Raw genomic sequence first — 17,653 nt, 5'->3', positions numbered from 1 at the left:
TTAAGGAAAGTTTCATCCACAAAACAGAACGTCTTATGGAAGATATGATCCTCTACAACCGACTGCAATTTGCATTCACCATTACCTTTCACTACCTCTTTCCACAGTTGACCATGGGTTTGTCTCTCATGATTGTCTATTTCAAGTGGAGATTTCTTAGAACCAATAATGTTATATATAACGATACTGCTAAGTTTTGGATGAAAATCTTTGCTTTGAATTTTGCTATGGGTGTCGTGACAGGCATTCCGATGGAGTTTCAATTTGGCACAAATTGGGCTAAATTTTCCGAGTTGACTGGCGGAATTATAGGACAGACGTTGGCGATGGAGGGGATGTTTTCTTTCTTTTTAGAATCTTCCTTTTTGGGGATGTTTATTTTTGGAGAGAAGCTTTTGGGTCAGAAGCTACATTTTGTTTCTGGTTTATTGGTTTTCATTTGGTCATGGGCATCAGGCTATCTCATTCTTGCCACCCACGCTTGGATGCAACATCCTGTCGGCTATGAAATATTGGAGAACGGAAAATTTGTGTTGAATAATTTCTCGGCCTTGTTTTCAAATCCGTGGTTGATGCCTTCTTATTTACATAATCAGGCAGGTTCTTTAATCACGGCTTCATTCTTCGTTTCAGCAGTAGGAGCCTTTTATCTCCTTAGCAATACACACAAGGAATACGGTTATATTTTTTTAAAGTCAGGGGTCATATTTGGAGTAATTTCTTCTATTGCTGTTGCTTTTCCAACTGGGGATATGTTGGCAAAAAATGTGGTAAAGCATCAGCCGGTCACATTTGCTGCCATGGAAGGGATTTTTGAGACAGAAAAAGGTGGTTCAGAAATTATCTTGATCGGTCAACCTGATATGGAGAATAAAAAATTGGACAATAAGATTGCTGTTCCGAATGTTTTGAGTTTTTTAACCTATCAAAGATGGCATGCTACCATTAAGGGGTTGAATGAATTTGACCAAGACATACATCCCACAAATGTCCCTGGATTATATTACAGCTATCATATTATGGCTGGGTTGGGGACTATTTTTATCGGTATCATGGTAATTGCCACATTTTTGCTGTGGCGAAAAAAACTATATAGCACCAAATGGATCTTATGGATTTTGATGTTTGCCATTCCTTTTCCTTATATCGCCAATACGGCTGGCTGGTATACTGCAGAATTGGGGAGACAGCCTTGGTTGGTTTATAACCTCATGCGTATGGTAGATGGTGTATCACCAACTGTATCTTCTGGTAATACCTTATTCACTTTATTGGGATTTGTCGGGTTATATTTATTGTTAGGGCTATTGTTTTTGATGTTGGTTCTGAAAATTATTAGAAAAGGTCCTGAAACTAAACATGCTTTAAACTCTTAGCTTATGGAATTATTCTGGTTTGTCACACTTGTTTTTATGTTGGGCATCTATGTGGTACTTGATGGATATGATTTTGGGGCAGGGATTGTTCATTTACTATTTGCCAAGACTGATGAAGAAAGAGCTGCCATACGCAGTGCGATTGGTCCATTTTGGGACGCCAATGAGGTTTGGCTAATTGCTTCAGGTGGAGTTTTGTTTTTTGCCTTTCCGACTTTATATGCATCTGCTTTCAGTGGGTTTTATTTGCCACTTATGTTGGTTCTTTGGTTTTTAATATTCAGGGCAGTAGGTTTGGAGCTCCGCGGTCAGATTCACAATCGTCTTTGGGAGCGATTCTGGGAGAAAGCCTTTGGTATAGCCAGTTTATTTTTGGCTTTATTTTTCGGTGCTGCCTTAGGTAATGTTGTGAGGGGAGTAAACTTAGGTATGGTTGAAAATGGTCAATCTACACAAGAGCCACATTATTTCTTCCTACAGCTTTGGAATCCAACCTTAGACCCTTTAGCCGATGTACATGGAATTATAGATTGGTTTACTATCTTGATAGGCATTGTATCGGTCATAACCCTTACCATTCATGGTGGTAATTGGATCATCCTTAAGACCTCGACCGATCTCAACAGAAGGCTGAAAGGCATTATTTTCAAGCTTAATATTGCCTTGGTCATTCTTGTGATCCTTACTGCGATTTTATGGCAGCATGTTAAACCATTTCCGCTTAATAATCTGATTGGACATGCTTGGCTATGGATTTTTCCACTTTGTGCAGGAATTGGTTTATTCGGTCAGTTCTGGATCAAGAAATTCAAAAAAGACGGAATGGGATTTCTGTTTTCCACTCTTTTTATTTTAGGTAGCTTTGCAACAACAGTAGCTTCATTATTCCCAAATGTTCTCCCCTCCACGAATTCCGTGAACCCATCTTTAACGATTTACAACGTCGCAGCTCATGAATACGGTTTGTCAGTAGGGTTTAATTGGTTTGTGATTGCTTTTATATTGGTAGTCATTTACTTTATCATCCAATTTAGGGTGTTTAAAGGAAAATTGGATGATGTGGGGTATCATTGAAAAAGTATTTAGTATAAAGTATTTAGTATTTAGACGATTTAAAAGCTTGCATAAACTGTCTAAATACTAAATACTAACTACTAACTACTCACTTAATACCCCGCTGCTTTGTCGTCTCCTCGGTGGTCTGCTCCGGTTTGGAGTTTTCCGTTTTTGAGGATAACTATGTTTTCAACTCGGCCGATTGCGCCTCTTTTGTTGATTTTATAACCGTCTTCGTATAGGCTTTGGCGGGTTTTTTCGTTGATTGCATCTGTTTCTACATCGATAACATCTGGTTTCCATTGGTGATGGAATCGAGGTGCTGAAACGGATTCTTGAGCTGTCATGTCGAATTCCAAGACGTTCAAGATGGTTTGAAATACGGTGGTGATAATTGTTGATCCTCCGGGAGTTCCTACCACCATCTTCAGTTTGCCGTCTTCTTCGACAATCGTAGGTGTCATAGCACTCAACATCCGTTTTCCTGGCTGAATGGAGTTTGCTTTTCCGCCCAATAAGCCATACATATTTGGTGATCCCGGTTTCACGGAGAAGTCATCCATTTCATTGTTTAAAAGAAACCCTGCTCCATCAACCCATACCAAAGATCCATAGGAGCCATTTATGGTGGTTGTTAAGGATACAGCGTTTCCATTTTTATCGACAATACTGTAGTGTGTAGTTTCTTCGGACTCATAACCTGGAAATTTGGAAGCTTTCACTTCATCGCTAGGTGTCGCTTTTTCCAGACTTACCTTTGCCATTCTATCTTGGTTGAATTTAGCATCAGTAAGGTTTGCGATTGGTACTCTGTAAAAATCAGGGTCACCTAAGTGTGTAGCACGGTCAGCGTATATACGACGTTCAGCTTCTACCATAGCACGTACAGTACTGTCACTTTGGAATCCCCATTTCTTCAGGGGGTATTTTTCTACGGATTGGAGTAGAGCCATTAATGCAACGCCACCACTTGATGGAGGGGGCATTGAAATTACTTTATATGTTTTATAGTTTCCGACGATTGGATCTCTCCATGCAGCTTGATAATTTTCGAGGTCTTTTAAACTGATAATTCCATTTCCTCTCTTCATTTCAGCAACGATATATTCCGCGGTTTTTCCTTTATAGAATCCGTCTCTACCTTGTTCAGCAATGCGGGTTAATGTTTCTGCTAATTCAGGCTGTACAAATTGGTCGCCTTTTTTCCATTCTTGATCACGGATGATTGCTGCACCTGTTGGGTTGAATTTTTTGAATCGTTCTTGATATCTATTGAATTCTCCGGCTTGTTGTTCTGTTATTGGGAATCCTTTTGCTGCAAGATCAATTGCGGGTTGTACTAAATCTTTCCAAGGCAATGTACCGTATTTCTTATAGGCAGCGTCCATACCTGCTACGGAACCAGGGACTCCTGATGCTAATTGGCCATACAAGCTTAGATCTGTAATTGGGTTTCCATCTTTGTCTAAGTACATATCAGTGAATGCTTTTTCAGGGGCTTTTTCACGGAAGTCTAGTGATGATACACTTCCATCCCTGCCGCGGAACACCATAAATCCACCACCGCCCAAGTTTCCGGCGTTGGGGTATACAACCGCAAGAGCAAATTTTACGGCTATGGCTGCATCTACAGCATTCCCGCCCTTTTTCAAGATTTCTACTCCCACCTCTGATGCTATCGGGTGAGCCGTCACTACTGCTCCATTGTCAAACTCAGTCTGGTTAGAGGCAGTCTGTTGTTTTACTGAGCATGATCCCAGCAAATAGACGATGAAGAATAAATAAATCAAATTAGGTTTTTTCATGTGGCTAAGATAATAAATTGGTATAATTACATGAATTATATTAAATTGAATGAAAATTAAAATTATGCGTTTACTTAGCCTTTTCCTTGTCTTATTTGTTTCCTTACAGTTGAATGCTCAGACTGTTAAAATCCTCACCTACAATATTCATCATGCCAACCCGCCCTCTGAGCCTAATAAAATCGACATTGAAGCTATAGCTAAAGTGATCAATGAATCTGGTGCTGAAATTGTTGGTATTCAAGAGGTTGATATCAATGTTTCACGTTCTGAAATGATGAATCAGGCCGAGAAACTTTCGGAATTGACAGGGACGGATTATTTTTTCTCAAAAGGGATTGATTTAGAGAAGGGATATTATGGTACTTTAATTCTAAGTAAACATAAGATAATAGGGAAAAGAAGATATGATCTTCCAATGCCTGTAAAGAGTGAGAATCGTTCGTTGGCAATTGTAGATGTAGAATTGCCTGGAGGGAAGACTATATCATTTGCCAATACCCACCTTGATTTGAAGGAAGAAAATAGAATTGCACAAGCAGAATTCATTAATGAGTTGGGTGAGCTGTACAGTAAACCTTTAATCTTCGTTGGTGACTTAAATGCCAAACCAGAATCAAAACCTATTCAGGTTTTAGAGAAATACTTTGTTAGAAATACAAAAAACAATCAACCTACTTCACCAAATGTGAATGCTAGAAATGAGATTGATTATATTATGGTCTTGAACAACCAAGAATTTGAATGGAAGGATTACAGAGTTATTAAGGAAGAATATGCATCTGATCACTTGCCGTTATTTGCTGAGGTGGTTTTTAGATAGTAGACATTAGACAATAGACATAAACATAAGAAAGGGTAGAGTTTAGGGATGTGTTATGGAAATAGTTAATAAATAGGATGTATAGGCGTTAAAGTATTGTCTAATTTGGGAATGATATAGGGGGGAGGTATTATGGATGATGTTTGTATAAGATTTATTATCTTTATGTTCAAACCAATAATTATGAAGCTAAAATCCCTAATTCTTCTTTTTGGGTTAATTAATTTTTCTTTTCTTGCTTATTCTCAGACGGAAAAGGACAAGTTGGATATCTATACTATTTTTCTGAATTCTTTTGTTAGTGATATAGTTGTTATTAGCGACGAGACTGTCATTGCGAAAGATGAAGTTCGAATTCCTTATCAAGAGGCCGTATCTAAAATTCCAAAATTAGACGAAGAGGGATTTAAGGATTTATTTGAACAGAATAAGCAAAAGACCTTATTAAATTTTGAAAATCATTCTCAAAAAAAAAATAGTTTTATTAACTCACTCTTCTTATGAAGATATATTTGGTAATGAGGGGGGTGGTATAAATATTACAAGACCTTTCCAAAATCGAATGGATTAGTTAGACTTTCAAATTTTGGTTTTAATAAAGAAGGAACACAAGCTGTCTTTTTCTATGCTTACTTACAAGAAGGAAGAGCTGGAGTTGGCTACTTAGCTATCTATGAAAAAGCAAATAATCAATGGGTTTTTGAAGATAGGGACGATATTTGGGTGTACTAGGTAAGAGAGACAATAGACAATAGGCATAAGAACGGATGCTTCTTAAAGGATTATTTTAATTTTTGATTGTTTTTGTGTCTTTCTGAATCTCGCATATTTTTTTTGTCAAGGTTTTTTTCCAGCGCTGATGTCAGATCAATTCCAGTTTGGTTTGCTAGGCATATCAATACAAATAATACATCTGCCATTTCATCGCCTAAATTTACTTCTTCGTCCGATTTCTTGAAAGATTGCTCTCCGTATTGTCTTGCCATGATCCTGGCTACTTCACCTACTTCTTCCATTAACATGGCAGTATTTGTAAGTTCATTGAAATAACGGACTCCCGTTGTAGTTATCCATTTATCAACCATTTCCTGTGCTTCTTTGATGGTCATATTTGGTTTTTTTAGAAATTATCCTTGTCCTTTGTATTCATGATGATGGTTACTGGTCCATCATTTAGTAACTCAATTTTCATGTCTCCTCCGAAAACTCCCATTTGAACATTTTTATTTAACAATTCTGATAATACCTTTCCCATTTCTTCATACATAGGTTTAGCTATATCTGGTTTGCCAGCACGAATAAAGGAAGGTCTGTTTCCTTTTTTTGTTTGCGCAAAAAGTGTGAATTGGGAAATCAATAAAATGTTTCCATTGATATCTTGAATTGATTTATTCATTAGGCCATTCTCATCAGAAAATATTCGCAGGTTCACCAGTTTCTGAGCTAACCATTGTAGGTCTTCTTTTCCATCTTCTTCTTCTACTCCTAGAAATATAAGTAAGCCTTGGTCTATTTTTCCGGTGATTTGTCCTTTTACGGTACATGAGGCATAGGTTACACGTTGGATTACTGCTCGCATGGTTTAAAAATATTAAGTTAAAATGGATTTGGCAAGATTTTATTTGAGGTAGGTGGAGACTTCAAGCTTGGCAAATAGAGGTTGCCGGGTACAGCAAGCATGGCAACCTCTTTATTGTTTATTTTTAAAATCTGATATTCAATCCTAACATGGCATTGGTTTCTGCCTGTGGATAGTAGAAATTAAAGTAGTCTCTTTGTCCAACGGACTGCATAATCATGCTGTATGTATAACCAGAGGTAGCATATTTCTCATTGAAGATATTGTTGACCATTAAGTTGAGGTCTATTTTTTCTATTCCAAATGCTGAGAAAGTATATACCGCTTGAAAATTATTGACGAAGGATGGAGCGATACTTCTGTTCTTGCCTGATGTATTATCCAAATATATTCTAGATATATATTTGCTCAAGAAACTAAAGCTCAAAGCTTCTATAGGTCTATATGTAATATTATTTGAAAGGACTACTGCGGGCGATTTTGCTATATCAGTAGACTTATGGGTAATTAGTTCATTTTTTACGACATTAAAATCTGCATCATAAACAGGTATGTGCTCTACAAAATCCTTGATTTTATTTTGGCTCAATGCTGCGGTAGCTGCCCATAAGAATTTTGGGTGTACTCTCCAGCTAGCATCTAATTCAAAGCCCAGTCTATAGCTTTTGTCCACATTGATTCGCACTGCTGATCCAACATCATTCAATGCGCCGGTAGGAATCAATTGGTCTCTATAAAGCATGGCATAAGCGTTTGCACCAAGATTGAAGTTTTCATTTCTAAACCTATACCCAGCTTCAATATCTTGCATCTTTTCGGTTTTCGGGAATTCTCCGATTGGATTCTCTACATAGTCATTTCTTGTTGGTTCTTTGCTCGCAAAAGCATAGGATGCATATAAGTTTGAATTGTCATTTAAGAAATATGTAATACCCGCTTTTGGATTTATGAAATTATGGTGGTCATCAAATTTAAAGTCTTTGATTTTGTCATCATCACCTTTACCATTGTAAACTATATTACGATATTGCAGGTCTAGATTGAAAAGCACATTTTCCAGTCTGTAATCAGCCTTGGCAAAGAAGTTGAAATCATTTTTATTTGCCTGGCTGAAATAATACTTTTCTCCTAATTGATCATCAGGAATCAAGTTAGCCCAAATCACTTCGCCATAGTGGTCGCCTTTATATTGGTTGTATGCTCCTCCAAAGGTGAAATTTAGATTGTTTGAAGGTTTATATATCAAGGAATAAGTCAAGCCATAAAAATGGTTGTCCAACCACCTCCTACGGATTAGATCGGTATTTTTGATAATCTCACCGTTTTGAAGTAAAGTATCGATTCCGTAATGAGTTAAACCATCCATTGACCTAAATTCTTCATAATAACCAGCTCCACGTGTATAATGTAGGGCAGTATTGAAGGTCATCTTTTCAGAAGGGCGATAAGAGTAGTTTAGATGCGCATGGGTTTGGGTATAATTATCTGTTTGATTGTCATAAGTATAATAGTTGTATTTGCGATCTCCATTCAAGAACCTCTCTCTTTCAGCGTCGAATAGCCATAAATTATCTGCATATTCCTCAATTCTATCTTTATTTCCGGTGAAAAGAGGTTCTGCCAATCCATACCAAGCTTGGTAAGTTTTTTCTTTCCCTGAGAATACCGTTGCTTTTAAGGTGTGCTTATCGGTGTATATTCCTCCATCTACATAGAATGATTTAAGATTTGATGATGCTCTATCTACATATCCGTCAGAGCTTATTCTTGATAAGCGTGCATTGAAGGCATATTTGTTAGCGATCAATCCTGAACCAGCTTTTAATGTATTTTTCCATGAATTATAAGATCCGAATGCGTTATTGAATTCCAGATATGGTTTTTCTTCCAATCTATCTGTTTGGAAATTGAGTGAGGCTCCAAATGCTGCGGGTCCGTTAGTTGAAGTTCCTATTCCGCGTTGGATCTGTATACTTTCTGTATTAGAAGCAAAATCGGGAAGATTTACAAAGAAAGATCCCATACTCTCGGGGTTATTTAGAGGGACTCCATTTAATGTGACATTAATTCTTTCATTGTCGGATCCTCGGATTGTCATATTGGTATATCCGATACCGGCACCAGCATCAGAACCAATGACCACTCCTGGTGTTTGGTCCAATAAATACGGTATATCCTGTCCAAGATTTTTTTTCTGGATTTCCTCTTCATTTAGTGTTTTAAATGTTGTTGCTGAGTTTTCTTTTGCACGTGTTGCAGAGACATAAACCTCCTCAAACTTAAAATCCTCATCTTTTAATTGTATGGAAAAATTAGCTACGACAGATGGATTGATTCTTGAAACTTCCGATTTATAACCGATAAAAGAAATTTTTAAGTTATAGAATTGGTCTTTCAGGTTGCTGAATTCGACGATTCCTTGATTGTTTGAAGATTTGGTTTTTCCGTCAATAGTTACGGTTGCACCTATTGCTGGGGCTCCAGAACTATCTAAAACCCTTACAGTGAAGGTTTGTTGTGCATAGCTCATGAGCGTTAGCAAACATAAGGCTATAGTAGCCCAAAGCTTGTTGAACATAATAAATTTTTTGTTTTAATGAGTTAAACTTTCTTGCTGCAAGGGGTTACAACAAGTTTTATTTAACCGCCCTTTCCCTACGCTGGCATTACCCAGATCAGGTTTGTGTTTCTTGTATGTTGTTGAAACACAGGGTATAATCTCAGCCTGTCTTTGTGTTATTAAACAAGGCACCCCTAATAGATAGGGCAAATCTAGGCTTTTGGTTGAAAAAAACAAAATTTTAATAATATTGTAACAAATTCGTAATTATTTTTTTATTAGTTAAACTGATTATAATTTTTTGTAAATTGCCTGCAATGCCCTCGATGGGTTAAATTCGCTAACTTTTAGAAAAACGGAACTTATATTTTTATGAACTATTACGCTGCTGATGTTGTGTTTCCCGTTGCCGGTCTTGCTATAAAAAAGGGGGTCGTTGCGATGGACGAAGATGGAGTTGTTAAGGGTGTTTTCAATCCAGGTGAGATAGATGAGACCCTGATAGAACAATTTAAAGGGGCGTTAATCCCAGGTTTTATTAATGCACATTGCCATTTGGAACTCTCGCATATGCTTGGTGTAGTTCCAAGAAGGACAGGTCTTCCAATCTTTCTTTCTACAGTAATCAATGAACGGGGAAATCATGAGATGAAATTGGAAGAGGCAATCGAAGCAGCTGACAAATTAATGTACGAGAATGGCATCCAAGCCGTAGGTGACCATGTGAATTCTGCAGTTACAGCAAAAATCAAAGAGACTAGCCCTATAAAATATCATACCTTTGTAGAGGTCATGGCTACTACCAAGGAGGATGTAGTTACAAGAATCGACATTGCTAAGGAAATTGAATTCCACTTTGACTATAAACATTCTTCGATTACCCCACATGCACCATATTCATGTTCCAAATTTTTGTTTAAAACTCTTAAAAGAGCAATCAGTGAGGATAATATTATCAGTATCCATAATCAAGAAAGTGATGAGGAGAACAAGCTTTTTAGATATAAAGAGGGGGAGTTCTTGGACTTTTTTGAAAAGATGGATGTGGTTATGGAGGATTTCAGGGCGCAAGCAAGAAATTCCATTCAATCTTACCTGCCTTATATACCTGCCAAGAATAAATTGATATTAGTCCATAATACCTACACGTCAATTAAGGATCTGGATTTTGTGGATAGGATGGGCAGATCTGTTTATTTCTGTTTGTGTCCCAAAGCTAATCTTTACATTGAAGATAGAATCCCAAAAATTAATAATTTCATCCTGGGAGGTCATGATATCGTTATTGGCACAGATAGTTTGGCGTCAAATGATACGTTGGATATTTTAGAGGAATTGAAAGTTATTCACCAAGAATATCCAGAATTGGATTTTAATGAAACTATCAAATGGGCTACTTTAAATGGGGCAAAAGCTTTGAATTTAGATAGCGAATTAGGTTCATTGGAAGTTGGAAAAAGACCAGGTTTATTGTTGCTTGAAGGTATGGATACCTTCAAGCTCAATCCAAAAGTTAAGGTAAGAAGAATTAGATAGTTTTTAATTCTATTTCTTCTTATACCTTTGTATTCATGAAACATTGGAATATTAAGGTTACCGGAAAGGTTCAAGGTGTTTTTTTTCGAGCATCTACGAAGGCTGTTGCTGATCAGTTGGGTGTAAAAGGTTTTGTAAAGAACTTATCCGATGGTTCAGTTTATATCGAAGCAGAAGGCGATGAATTTGCCCTTGAATCTTTGTTGGAATTTTGTGGGGAAGGTCCAGAAAAAGCTGAGGTAGACCAAGTGGATTATGAAGAATCCACAGATCTTAAGGGATTTCGGAATTTTGAGGTTATCAAGAAAAATAAATAAACGTGTCGGTAATTAAGAAATTTGTCAGCGATACGATGATTTATGGTCTTTCGACCATCATTTCAAGAATGCTGGGGTTTGTGATGACCCCATTCTTTACTGCTAAATTCTCAACATCTATTTACGGTATTTTCACCAATCTATTTGCGATAGCTTCCATGCTGAATGCTGTCTTAGCTTTTGGAATGGAGACTACCTTTTTTCGTTATCTTCAAAAAGTAGAGGGAGATAAGAAGAAAGTGTTTGATAACAGTTTTTTCATCACGCTTATCACTACGGTCATCTTTCTGTTGACCGTATTTACGTTTCTACATCCTATTGCGAATTGGTTGAGTCAAGGAGAAAATACTTCTGACTATATGGTGTATGTCAAGTTATTTGCATTGATAATAGCGGTTGATGCGGTTGCTGTAGTTCCTTTTGCGAAATTACGTGCAGAAGGTCGTCCTATCCGTTATGGATTTGTAAAGCTCATCAATATTCTTGTATTTATTTTCATCAATCTATTTTTATTGGCATGGTTACCTAAGCTCAACATTTCTTCAGAATTTTTCAGGGAATTCAGTGCTGGTTGGTTTCGTGAAGGTTGGTTAGGGAATGTGTTTATTGCTAACCTTATTGCTAGTGCGGTTACTCTACTTCTCCTCATTCCACAAATATTGACCTTTAGATTCAGGATTGATTCGAAATTGATTCGCGATATGCTAGCTTATTCCTTTCCCATTTTAATAGCGAACATTTCTTTTATAGTCAACGAGAATTTAGATAAAATTATGTTTCCTAGACTCTTGCCTGGGGAACAGGGGGATGCTGATTTAGGAGTTTATGGTGCTGTTGCGAAAATCGCTGTATTTCTAAATCTATTTGTTACTGCATTTCGATTGGGGGCAGAGCCATTTTTCTTTTCATATTCCAAGAATGAGAATGCGAAGAAAACTTATGCGATGATCATGGAGTATTTCGTAATTGCCATGATCATTGTAATGGTTGGTTTATGTGCTAATTTAGATTGGTTGAAGAATTTTATTAGGGGCGGAGAATTGGATAGAGATGCCTATTGGTCGGGATTATTTATCGTTCCAATATTATTGTTCAATTATGTCTTATTAGGTATATACATGAATTTGTCGGTATGGTATAAATTATCAGATCAGACAAAGTATGGCCTTTACATCTCTGTTATAGGCGCTGTAATTACGATTATTTTAAACGTTTTACTTATTCCGAAGTATTCATACGTAGGTGCTGCAATCTCAACGACATGTACATACTTGGTTATGGTCTCTTTGTCGTATTTCTGGGGTCAACAAAACTATTCAATTCCTTATAAGACAAATAAGATAATATTGTATTTAATAGCGGGATTTTTGGTGTCCTGGGCAGCCTATTACAGTAATTTCTGGATGGGGAACTTAATCTTGATTCTGTTCTTGGCTGTAGTGGCTTATGTAGAAAAAAACAATATTCTTAAAATTCTGAGGAGGGCTTAAGAATTAAAAAAAGAAGTCGCTTATTAAGCGACTTCTTCTGCAAAATTAAATCTTATTTCTTCTAGGACCTCTTGGATTTCATTTACGTCCTGAAGGCTAACTAGTTTCATTCTATATTCTTTGAAATTTGGAATTCCTTTGAAATAATTGGCGTAATGCCTACGCATTTCAAAAATTCCGGTTTTATCGCCTTTCCATTCGATTGATTTGACCAAGTGGGTATTGCAGACATCAACACGCTCTGATACTGTTGGGCCATCTAAACGTTCGCCGGTATTAAAGAAGTGTTTTATTTCTCTGAATATCCAAGGGTAACCAATAGATGCTCTTCCAATCATAATTCCGTCTACTTCATATTCTTGTCGCCAAGCAGCTGCTTTTTCCACTGAATCAACATCACCATTTCCGAATATTGGGATTTTTATCCTTGGGTTTCTCTTTACATCTTTGATCATCGACCAGTCAGCCTGTCCTTTGTACATTTGTGCCCTTGTACGGCCATGAATTGCCAAAGCTTTAATGCCTATGTCCTGAAGTCTTTCTGCCACTTCATATACATTTTTGGTATTGTCGTCCCAACCAAGTCTTGTTTTTACAGTAACAGGAAGGTGGGTGGCATCAACAACAGCTTTGGTCATTGCAACCATTTTGTCGATATCTTGCAGTAAGCTAGCTCCTGCACCTCGACAAGCCACATTCTTTACAGGGCAGCCATAATTAATGTCGATAAGATTTGGCTGCGCAGCTGTGCAAATCTCTGCAGATTGGCGCATATGTTCAATATCAGAACCGAAAATTTGAATGCCGATAGGTCGCTCATATTCGAAAATGTCAAGTTTTTGGCGCGATTTAGCGGCATCACGGATCAACCCCTCTGAAGAAATAAACTCCGTATACATCATATCCACCCCATTCTGCTTACAAACAAAACGGAACGGCGGATCGCTGACATCCTCCATCGGAGCCAATAACAAAGGGAACTCACCTAAATCAATATTCTCACCAATCTTTACTGACATTTTTGATTTTTTTACAAAAGTACGAAATAGACAAGACAATAGACAATAGACGTAAGACATTACACCTTTGGTTTTCTACATTTTGACTAATTTCTGTTTTTATTGCGGTTGTATGGTGGAAGTGGCGGGTGAAGACACCCGCCACGGCTTGTTAGTGACACTCGTCACGGCTTATTTAAGGGAGACACTAGCACGCTATACAGTATCTAATGTCTACTGTCTACTGTCTACTGTTTAAAATTTAAATCTTTTCAACGAATTCCTTAATTGCTTCTGCTGGATTTTCTGTTTTCATAAAATTCTCCCCGATTAAAAATGCATTGAAACCTGCCTTTTTAAGGTTTTTGATCGTTTCAGGGTCAGAGATTCCGCTTTCGGATACTTTGATGATAGTACTAGGTATCTTGTTTACTAAATCATAAGAATGGTCTAAGGAGACGATAAAATCCTTAAGATTTCTATTGTTTACTCCGATTGCATCGATGCTATTGAAGATACTGCGGTTCAACTCTTCTTCGTTGTGAACTTCTAGCAAGACATTCAAACCTAGTGTTTTCGCATATTTTGATAGAGTTTCAATTTCTTTAGAATCTAAACATGCAGCAATCAATAGGATTATATCTGCCCCATATGCTTTTGCTTCGGCTATTTGGTACTCGTCTACAATAAATTCTTTTCTCAATATTGGTATTTGTAGTACTTCCCGCGCAGCCGTTAGGTCATCAAGGGAACCTTGGAAGAAATCTTTGTCTGTAAGTACCGAAATAGCGGATGCTCCAACATCCTGATAACCTTTTACTACTTCTTGAACCGTGGAGGTACCGTTTAAAAGCCCTTTTGAAGGTGAAGCTCGTTTATATTCGGCTATTATACCTGTTTTATCTGGATTTAATACACTTTCTTTCAGATTGTAACAGGTTCTTGAAAATAGAGGCATTTTTTGTAGTTCTTCCAGGCTCACCTTTGCTTTAGCTTCAGCTACCTCTTCTTTTTTTCTGACTACAATTTTATCTAGTATGGTCATGTTGCTTCTTTTATAAACAATTAATTCGATCCGTTGATCCAGTTTGCTATCAAGGTTTTTCCGTTGTCAGTTAAGATCGACTCTGGATGGAATTGCATTCCTTTAACATCATATTTTGTATGGGTAAGAGCCATGATTACGCCATTTGGATCAACTGCTGTAACTTTCAGGTCTTCTGTAAGTGTTTGAGGGTCTACTGCCCAAGAATGGTATCTTCCGATTTTGGAATCTGTAGGGAATTCATTGAATAATTGTTCTGTAGGGTCGGTAACCTGTATACTTGTTGCTACCCCATGCAGAGGTTTAGGCATATTGTAAAGTTTTGCACCGAAAACTTCAGCTATTGCTTGTTGTCCCAAGCAGATGCCCAAAATACTTTTTGTCGGAGAATATCTCTTAATAACATCCATTAACAATCCAGCCTCTTCAGGTATTCCTGGCCCAGGTGATAATAATATCTTGTCGTATTTTTCAACGTCATCAAGGTTAAACTTGTCATTTCTGACAACTACATAATCTTCCTTCAACTCTTGAAGAAGGTGAACCAAATTGTAGGTAAATGAATCGTAATTATCGATTACTAATATTGGCTTGCTCATTTTATATTGTTTCCGCTAATTCTAAAGCTCTGCGAAGAGCTGAAATTTTGTTATTAACCTCTTGTAGTTCTTTTTCGGGATCAGAATCCAAAACTATACCTGCTCCTGCTTGATAATGTAAGAAGTTTTGTTTGCTCAGGAATGATCTAATCATAATGGCATGATTGAAGTCTCCGTTGAAGCCCATAAATCCAATTGCGCCCGAATAAAAAGATCTTTGTAATCCTTCGTATCTATCGATCAATGTGATTGCCATATGTTTTGGTGCGCCTGAAAGTGTCCCCGCGGGGTAGGTGTCGCCAACTACATCATACGGATTGGTATTTGGGTTTAGGATGCCACTTACCTTAGAAACCAAATGAATCACATGTGAATAATACTGTGCTTCTTTATAAGATTTGACCTGCACGTTATGACAGTGGTGACTTAGGTCATTTCTTGCCAAATCTACCAGCATGACATGTTCTGCACTTTCCTTAGGGTCATTTTTGAGTTCTTCGGCTATTTTTTCATCTTGCTCCATATTTCCTGTTCTTTTAAAAGTGCCTGCTATAGGATATATGGTAGCGATATCATTTTTGATAGTCAATTGAGCTTCCGGTGATGACCCGAAAAGTTTGAAATCGCCATAATCAAAATAAAACAAATATGGGGATGGGTTGATAGACCTTAAAGCTCTGTAAACATTGAACTCATCGCCAGAAAATGGAGTTTCAAAAGCTCTTGAGGGAACAATCTGGAAGACATCGCCACGTTGGATATGTTCTTTCATTTTGTTGACAAGGGCTTTGAACTCTTCATCGTTCATGTTGGAGGTTTCTTCACCTTTTAAATTGAATGTATATTCAGGGAAGTTTTTGTTCTGTATCAAGAACTGAAGTCTGTCAAGGTCGCTTTCTTCGTTTTCCAAGAGGTTTTCAAAGACATGAAGTTGATTCCTGAAGTGATCGATAGCGATGACATATTTATAGATATGGTACTGCAGGGTAGGGATTTTTCTTCTGTTATTATCTTTAGCCGTTAATTCGATGTCTTCAAAATATTCCACGGCTTCAAAAGTGAAATAGCCGAATAATCCATTTGTAATAACATTTACATCTGGAATCGGGTCGGCAAGGAAGGATTTTCTGAAATTTGAGACCTCCTCTCTCAGATTTATGTCGCTTGATTTTTTTGTGATCTTTTGTTGATTAGGCAGGCTTATGCTCAGTTCGTTATTTTCTAGTATAATGCCTGCGACAGGGTTACAGCAGATATAGCTGATATTATTGTCCCTGCTATGATATTCAGAGCTTTCTAGCAATAAGCTGTTTGGGAATGTATCACGCAGTCGTAGGTAGATGCTTACCGGAGTGGTTGTATCTGCTAAGATTTTTTTGTGGTTCGTCCTGAATTTATAGTTCATATGATTAATATAATAGTTTGCAAAAATAAAAAAAGCCCGACGATTTTCGTCGGGCTACCATTCAGTGGTTTTGGTTGATTATGAAAAATTTTATCTAAAATATACCACCCTCCCGACTTATTTAGTCAGAAGCCACCAACGGTTAGTATATTGAGTAACAGTCATCATTGAATGACAAAATTAATAGAAAAATTGAATATTCAAACTTTATTTGTTAAAAAAGCAAGGATTTGACAGGATTTTTAGTCGTTTAGCAAATCTGGTCTTCTTTCTTTTGTTCTAATGAGTTGTTGCTCATGGCGCCAGGCTGTTATTTTAGCCTCATGTCCGGATAACAAAATATCCGGTACTTTATGTCCATTCCAGTCAACAGGTCGGGTATAAATTGGAGCATCTAAAAGGCCGTCTTGAAATGAATCAGATAGGGCTGATGTCTCATCCGAAAGGACTCCCGGGATAATACGTACTATGGAGTCCACCAAAATGGCTGCTGGTAATTCGCCTCCAGATAAAACATAGTCACCAATAGATATTTCTCTTGTAACGTAAATGTCTCTGATTCTTTGGTCTATTCCTTTATAATGGCCACACAGTATGATTATATTTTTTGCAGAGCTTAATCCATTGGCAATTTCTTGATTCAATGTTTCACCATCTGGTGTCATATATATGATTTCATCGTATTCTCTTTCAGATTTGAGTTTATCGATGCATGCTGCGAAAGGGGCAATTTGCATGACCATTCCAGAACCGCCACCATAAGGATAGTCATCTACTGATTTTTGCTTGTTGACAGCATAGTCTCTCAGATTATGAACATAGATTGAGCAAAGTCCTTTATTCTGTGCACGTTGTAGGATAGAATGTGCAAAAGGACTGTCCAATAATTGTGGCAAAACTGTAATAATATCAAATCGCATATGCAAATGTACGTGATTATTAAATAAAATAGGCTTAAAAATGCATGTTTGAAAGGCGGTTTAGTATTGATTAATAAAACGCTATTAAGGTAAAATTTTAGACTTAACAATATGCTTTAATTAATTATGAGTGTTTATTTTGAT

Annotated in this window: 16 protein-coding genes and 1 riboswitch; of the genes, 7 read left to right on the top strand and 9 right to left on the bottom strand. The window is 37.2% G+C overall.

Annotated features, from left to right (window positions below; genetic code table 11):
• The first annotated feature begins 35 nt into the window (after positions 1 to 35).
• Positions 36 to 1,376: a cytochrome ubiquinol oxidase subunit I gene (locus tag CRT24_RS07500; RefSeq protein ID WP_099370624.1), complete on the top strand. Its 1,341-nt coding sequence runs from the start codon at positions 36 to 38 to the stop codon at positions 1,374 to 1,376.
• A gap of 3 nt (positions 1,377 to 1,379) precedes the next feature.
• Positions 1,380 to 2,450 (top strand): cytochrome d ubiquinol oxidase subunit II, encoded by a 1,071-nt coding sequence (gene cydB / locus CRT24_RS07495; RefSeq protein WP_099370623.1) that lies wholly within the window; start codon positions 1,380 to 1,382, stop codon positions 2,448 to 2,450.
• A 92-nt stretch (positions 2,451 to 2,542) separates the two neighbouring features.
• On the opposite strand, the gene ggt is transcribed toward cydB, so the two are convergent.
• The gene (ggt, locus tag CRT24_RS07490; protein ID WP_099370622.1) at positions 2,543 to 4,237 is read right to left on the bottom strand and encodes a gamma-glutamyltransferase; all 1,695 of its coding nucleotides are present in this window, start codon (positions 4,235 to 4,237) and stop codon (positions 2,543 to 2,545) included.
• Positions 4,238 to 4,286: 49 nt separating this feature from the next.
• Here ggt and CRT24_RS07485 point away from each other — a divergent pair, with 49 nt between their 5' ends.
• Both CRT24_RS07485 and CRT24_RS07480 read left to right on the top strand, forming a co-directional pair.
• Positions 4,287 to 5,060, top strand: coding sequence for an endonuclease/exonuclease/phosphatase family protein (locus tag CRT24_RS07485; protein ID WP_099370621.1), 774 nt, complete (start codon positions 4,287 to 4,289; stop codon positions 5,058 to 5,060).
• A 183-nt stretch (positions 5,061 to 5,243) separates the two neighbouring features.
• Complete coding sequence (locus tag CRT24_RS07480) at positions 5,244 to 5,564, top strand: hypothetical protein (protein ID WP_144034529.1); 321 nt, start codon at positions 5,244 to 5,246, stop codon at positions 5,562 to 5,564.
• A gap of 278 nt (positions 5,565 to 5,842) precedes the next feature.
• Here CRT24_RS07480 and CRT24_RS07475 read toward each other — a convergent pair whose 3' ends face one another.
• The 3 genes from CRT24_RS07475 to CRT24_RS07465 form a co-directional block, all read right to left on the bottom strand.
• A complete protein-coding gene (locus CRT24_RS07475) occupies positions 5,843 to 6,169 on the bottom strand; it encodes a nucleotide pyrophosphohydrolase (protein ID WP_099370619.1) in 327 nt (108 codons plus the stop codon).
• An 11-nt stretch (positions 6,170 to 6,180) separates the two neighbouring features.
• On the bottom strand, positions 6,181 to 6,639 hold the full coding sequence (dtd, locus tag CRT24_RS07470) for a D-aminoacyl-tRNA deacylase (protein WP_099370618.1): 459 nt from the start codon (positions 6,637 to 6,639) through the stop codon (positions 6,181 to 6,183).
• A 124-nt stretch (positions 6,640 to 6,763) separates the two neighbouring features.
• Positions 6,764 to 9,217 (bottom strand): TonB-dependent receptor, encoded by a 2,454-nt coding sequence (locus CRT24_RS07465; RefSeq protein ID WP_099370617.1) that lies wholly within the window; start codon positions 9,215 to 9,217, stop codon positions 6,764 to 6,766.
• A gap of 57 nt (positions 9,218 to 9,274) precedes the next feature.
• Positions 9,275 to 9,405, bottom strand: a riboswitch (TPP riboswitch).
• Positions 9,406 to 9,571: 166 nt separating this feature from the next.
• Here CRT24_RS07465 and CRT24_RS07460 point away from each other — a divergent pair.
• Genes CRT24_RS07460 through CRT24_RS07450 form a run of 3 tightly spaced genes read left to right on the top strand, consistent with a single transcriptional unit; the run spans position 9,572 to position 12,542 of the window.
• Positions 9,572 to 10,735 carry an amidohydrolase family protein gene (locus CRT24_RS07460; protein ID WP_099370616.1) on the top strand — a complete coding sequence of 388 codons (1,164 nt, stop codon included), beginning with the start codon at positions 9,572 to 9,574 and terminating at the stop codon, positions 10,733 to 10,735.
• Positions 10,736 to 10,770: 35 nt separating this feature from the next.
• A complete protein-coding gene (locus tag CRT24_RS07455; protein ID WP_099370615.1) occupies positions 10,771 to 11,052 on the top strand; it encodes an acylphosphatase in 282 nt (93 codons plus the stop codon).
• A gap of 2 nt (positions 11,053 to 11,054) precedes the next feature.
• A complete protein-coding gene (locus tag CRT24_RS07450; protein WP_257213988.1) occupies positions 11,055 to 12,542 on the top strand; it encodes a lipopolysaccharide biosynthesis protein in 1,488 nt (495 codons plus the stop codon).
• A 23-nt stretch (positions 12,543 to 12,565) separates the two neighbouring features.
• Here CRT24_RS07450 and dusB read toward each other — a convergent pair whose 3' ends face one another.
• The 5 genes from dusB to trmD all read right to left on the bottom strand — a co-directional run bounded on the left by dusB (position 12,566) and on the right by trmD (position 17,509).
• Positions 12,566 to 13,561 carry a tRNA dihydrouridine synthase DusB gene (dusB, locus tag CRT24_RS07445; protein ID WP_099370614.1) on the bottom strand — a complete coding sequence of 332 codons (996 nt, stop codon included), beginning with the start codon at positions 13,559 to 13,561 and terminating at the stop codon, positions 12,566 to 12,568.
• Between the two features lie 241 nt (positions 13,562 to 13,802).
• Complete coding sequence (trpC, locus tag CRT24_RS07440) at positions 13,803 to 14,585, bottom strand: indole-3-glycerol phosphate synthase TrpC (protein ID WP_099370613.1); 783 nt, start codon at positions 14,583 to 14,585, stop codon at positions 13,803 to 13,805.
• 20 nt (positions 14,586 to 14,605) lie between these two features.
• Positions 14,606 to 15,184, bottom strand: a complete 579-nt coding sequence (locus tag CRT24_RS07435) for an aminodeoxychorismate/anthranilate synthase component II (protein WP_099370612.1) — start codon at positions 15,182 to 15,184, stop codon at positions 14,606 to 14,608.
• 1 nt (position 15,185) lies between these two features.
• The gene (locus CRT24_RS07430) at positions 15,186 to 16,589 is read right to left on the bottom strand and encodes an anthranilate synthase component I family protein (protein WP_099370611.1); all 1,404 of its coding nucleotides are present in this window, start codon (positions 16,587 to 16,589) and stop codon (positions 15,186 to 15,188) included.
• 242 nt (positions 16,590 to 16,831) lie between these two features.
• On the bottom strand, positions 16,832 to 17,509 hold the full coding sequence (gene trmD / locus CRT24_RS07425; protein WP_099370610.1) for a tRNA (guanosine(37)-N1)-methyltransferase TrmD: 678 nt from the start codon (positions 17,507 to 17,509) through the stop codon (positions 16,832 to 16,834).
• Between the last annotated feature and the right edge of the window lie 144 nt (positions 17,510 to 17,653).

It is taken from the genome of Sphingobacterium sp. 1.A.5 (assembly GCF_002734235.1).
Classification (GTDB): domain Bacteria; phylum Bacteroidota; class Bacteroidia; order Sphingobacteriales; family Sphingobacteriaceae; genus Sphingobacterium; species Sphingobacterium daejeonense.
This window is presented reverse-complemented; position numbering and strand designations above follow the sequence as displayed.

Coding starts and splice junctions, on each gene's coding strand:
- CRT24_RS07500 (WP_099370624.1), top strand. CDS start 36: ATGGAAGATATGATCCTCTACAACCGACTGCAATTTGCATTCACCATT.
- cydB (WP_099370623.1), top strand. CDS start 1,380: ATGGAATTATTCTGGTTTGTCACACTTGTTTTTATGTTGGGCATCTAT.
- ggt (WP_099370622.1), bottom strand. CDS start 4,237: ATGAAAAAACCTAATTTGATTTATTTATTCTTCATCGTCTATTTGCTG.
- CRT24_RS07485 (WP_099370621.1), top strand. CDS start 4,287: ATGAAAATTAAAATTATGCGTTTACTTAGCCTTTTCCTTGTCTTATTT.
- CRT24_RS07480 (WP_144034529.1), top strand. CDS start 5,244: ATGAAGCTAAAATCCCTAATTCTTCTTTTTGGGTTAATTAATTTTTCT.
- CRT24_RS07475 (WP_099370619.1), bottom strand. CDS start 6,169: ATGACCATCAAAGAAGCACAGGAAATGGTTGATAAATGGATAACTACA.
- dtd (WP_099370618.1), bottom strand. CDS start 6,639: ATGCGAGCAGTAATCCAACGTGTAACCTATGCCTCATGTACCGTAAAA.
- CRT24_RS07465 (WP_099370617.1), bottom strand. CDS start 9,217: ATGTTCAACAAGCTTTGGGCTACTATAGCCTTATGTTTGCTAACGCTC.
- CRT24_RS07460 (WP_099370616.1), top strand. CDS start 9,572: ATGAACTATTACGCTGCTGATGTTGTGTTTCCCGTTGCCGGTCTTGCT.
- CRT24_RS07455 (WP_099370615.1), top strand. CDS start 10,771: ATGAAACATTGGAATATTAAGGTTACCGGAAAGGTTCAAGGTGTTTTT.
- dusB (WP_099370614.1), bottom strand. CDS start 13,561: ATGTCAGTAAAGATTGGTGAGAATATTGATTTAGGTGAGTTCCCTTTG.
- trpC (WP_099370613.1), bottom strand. CDS start 14,585: ATGACCATACTAGATAAAATTGTAGTCAGAAAAAAAGAAGAGGTAGCT.
- CRT24_RS07435 (WP_099370612.1), bottom strand. CDS start 15,184: ATGAGCAAGCCAATATTAGTAATCGATAATTACGATTCATTTACCTAC.
- CRT24_RS07430 (WP_099370611.1), bottom strand. CDS start 16,589: ATGAACTATAAATTCAGGACGAACCACAAAAAAATCTTAGCAGATACA.
- trmD (WP_099370610.1), bottom strand. CDS start 17,509: ATGCGATTTGATATTATTACAGTTTTGCCACAATTATTGGACAGTCCT.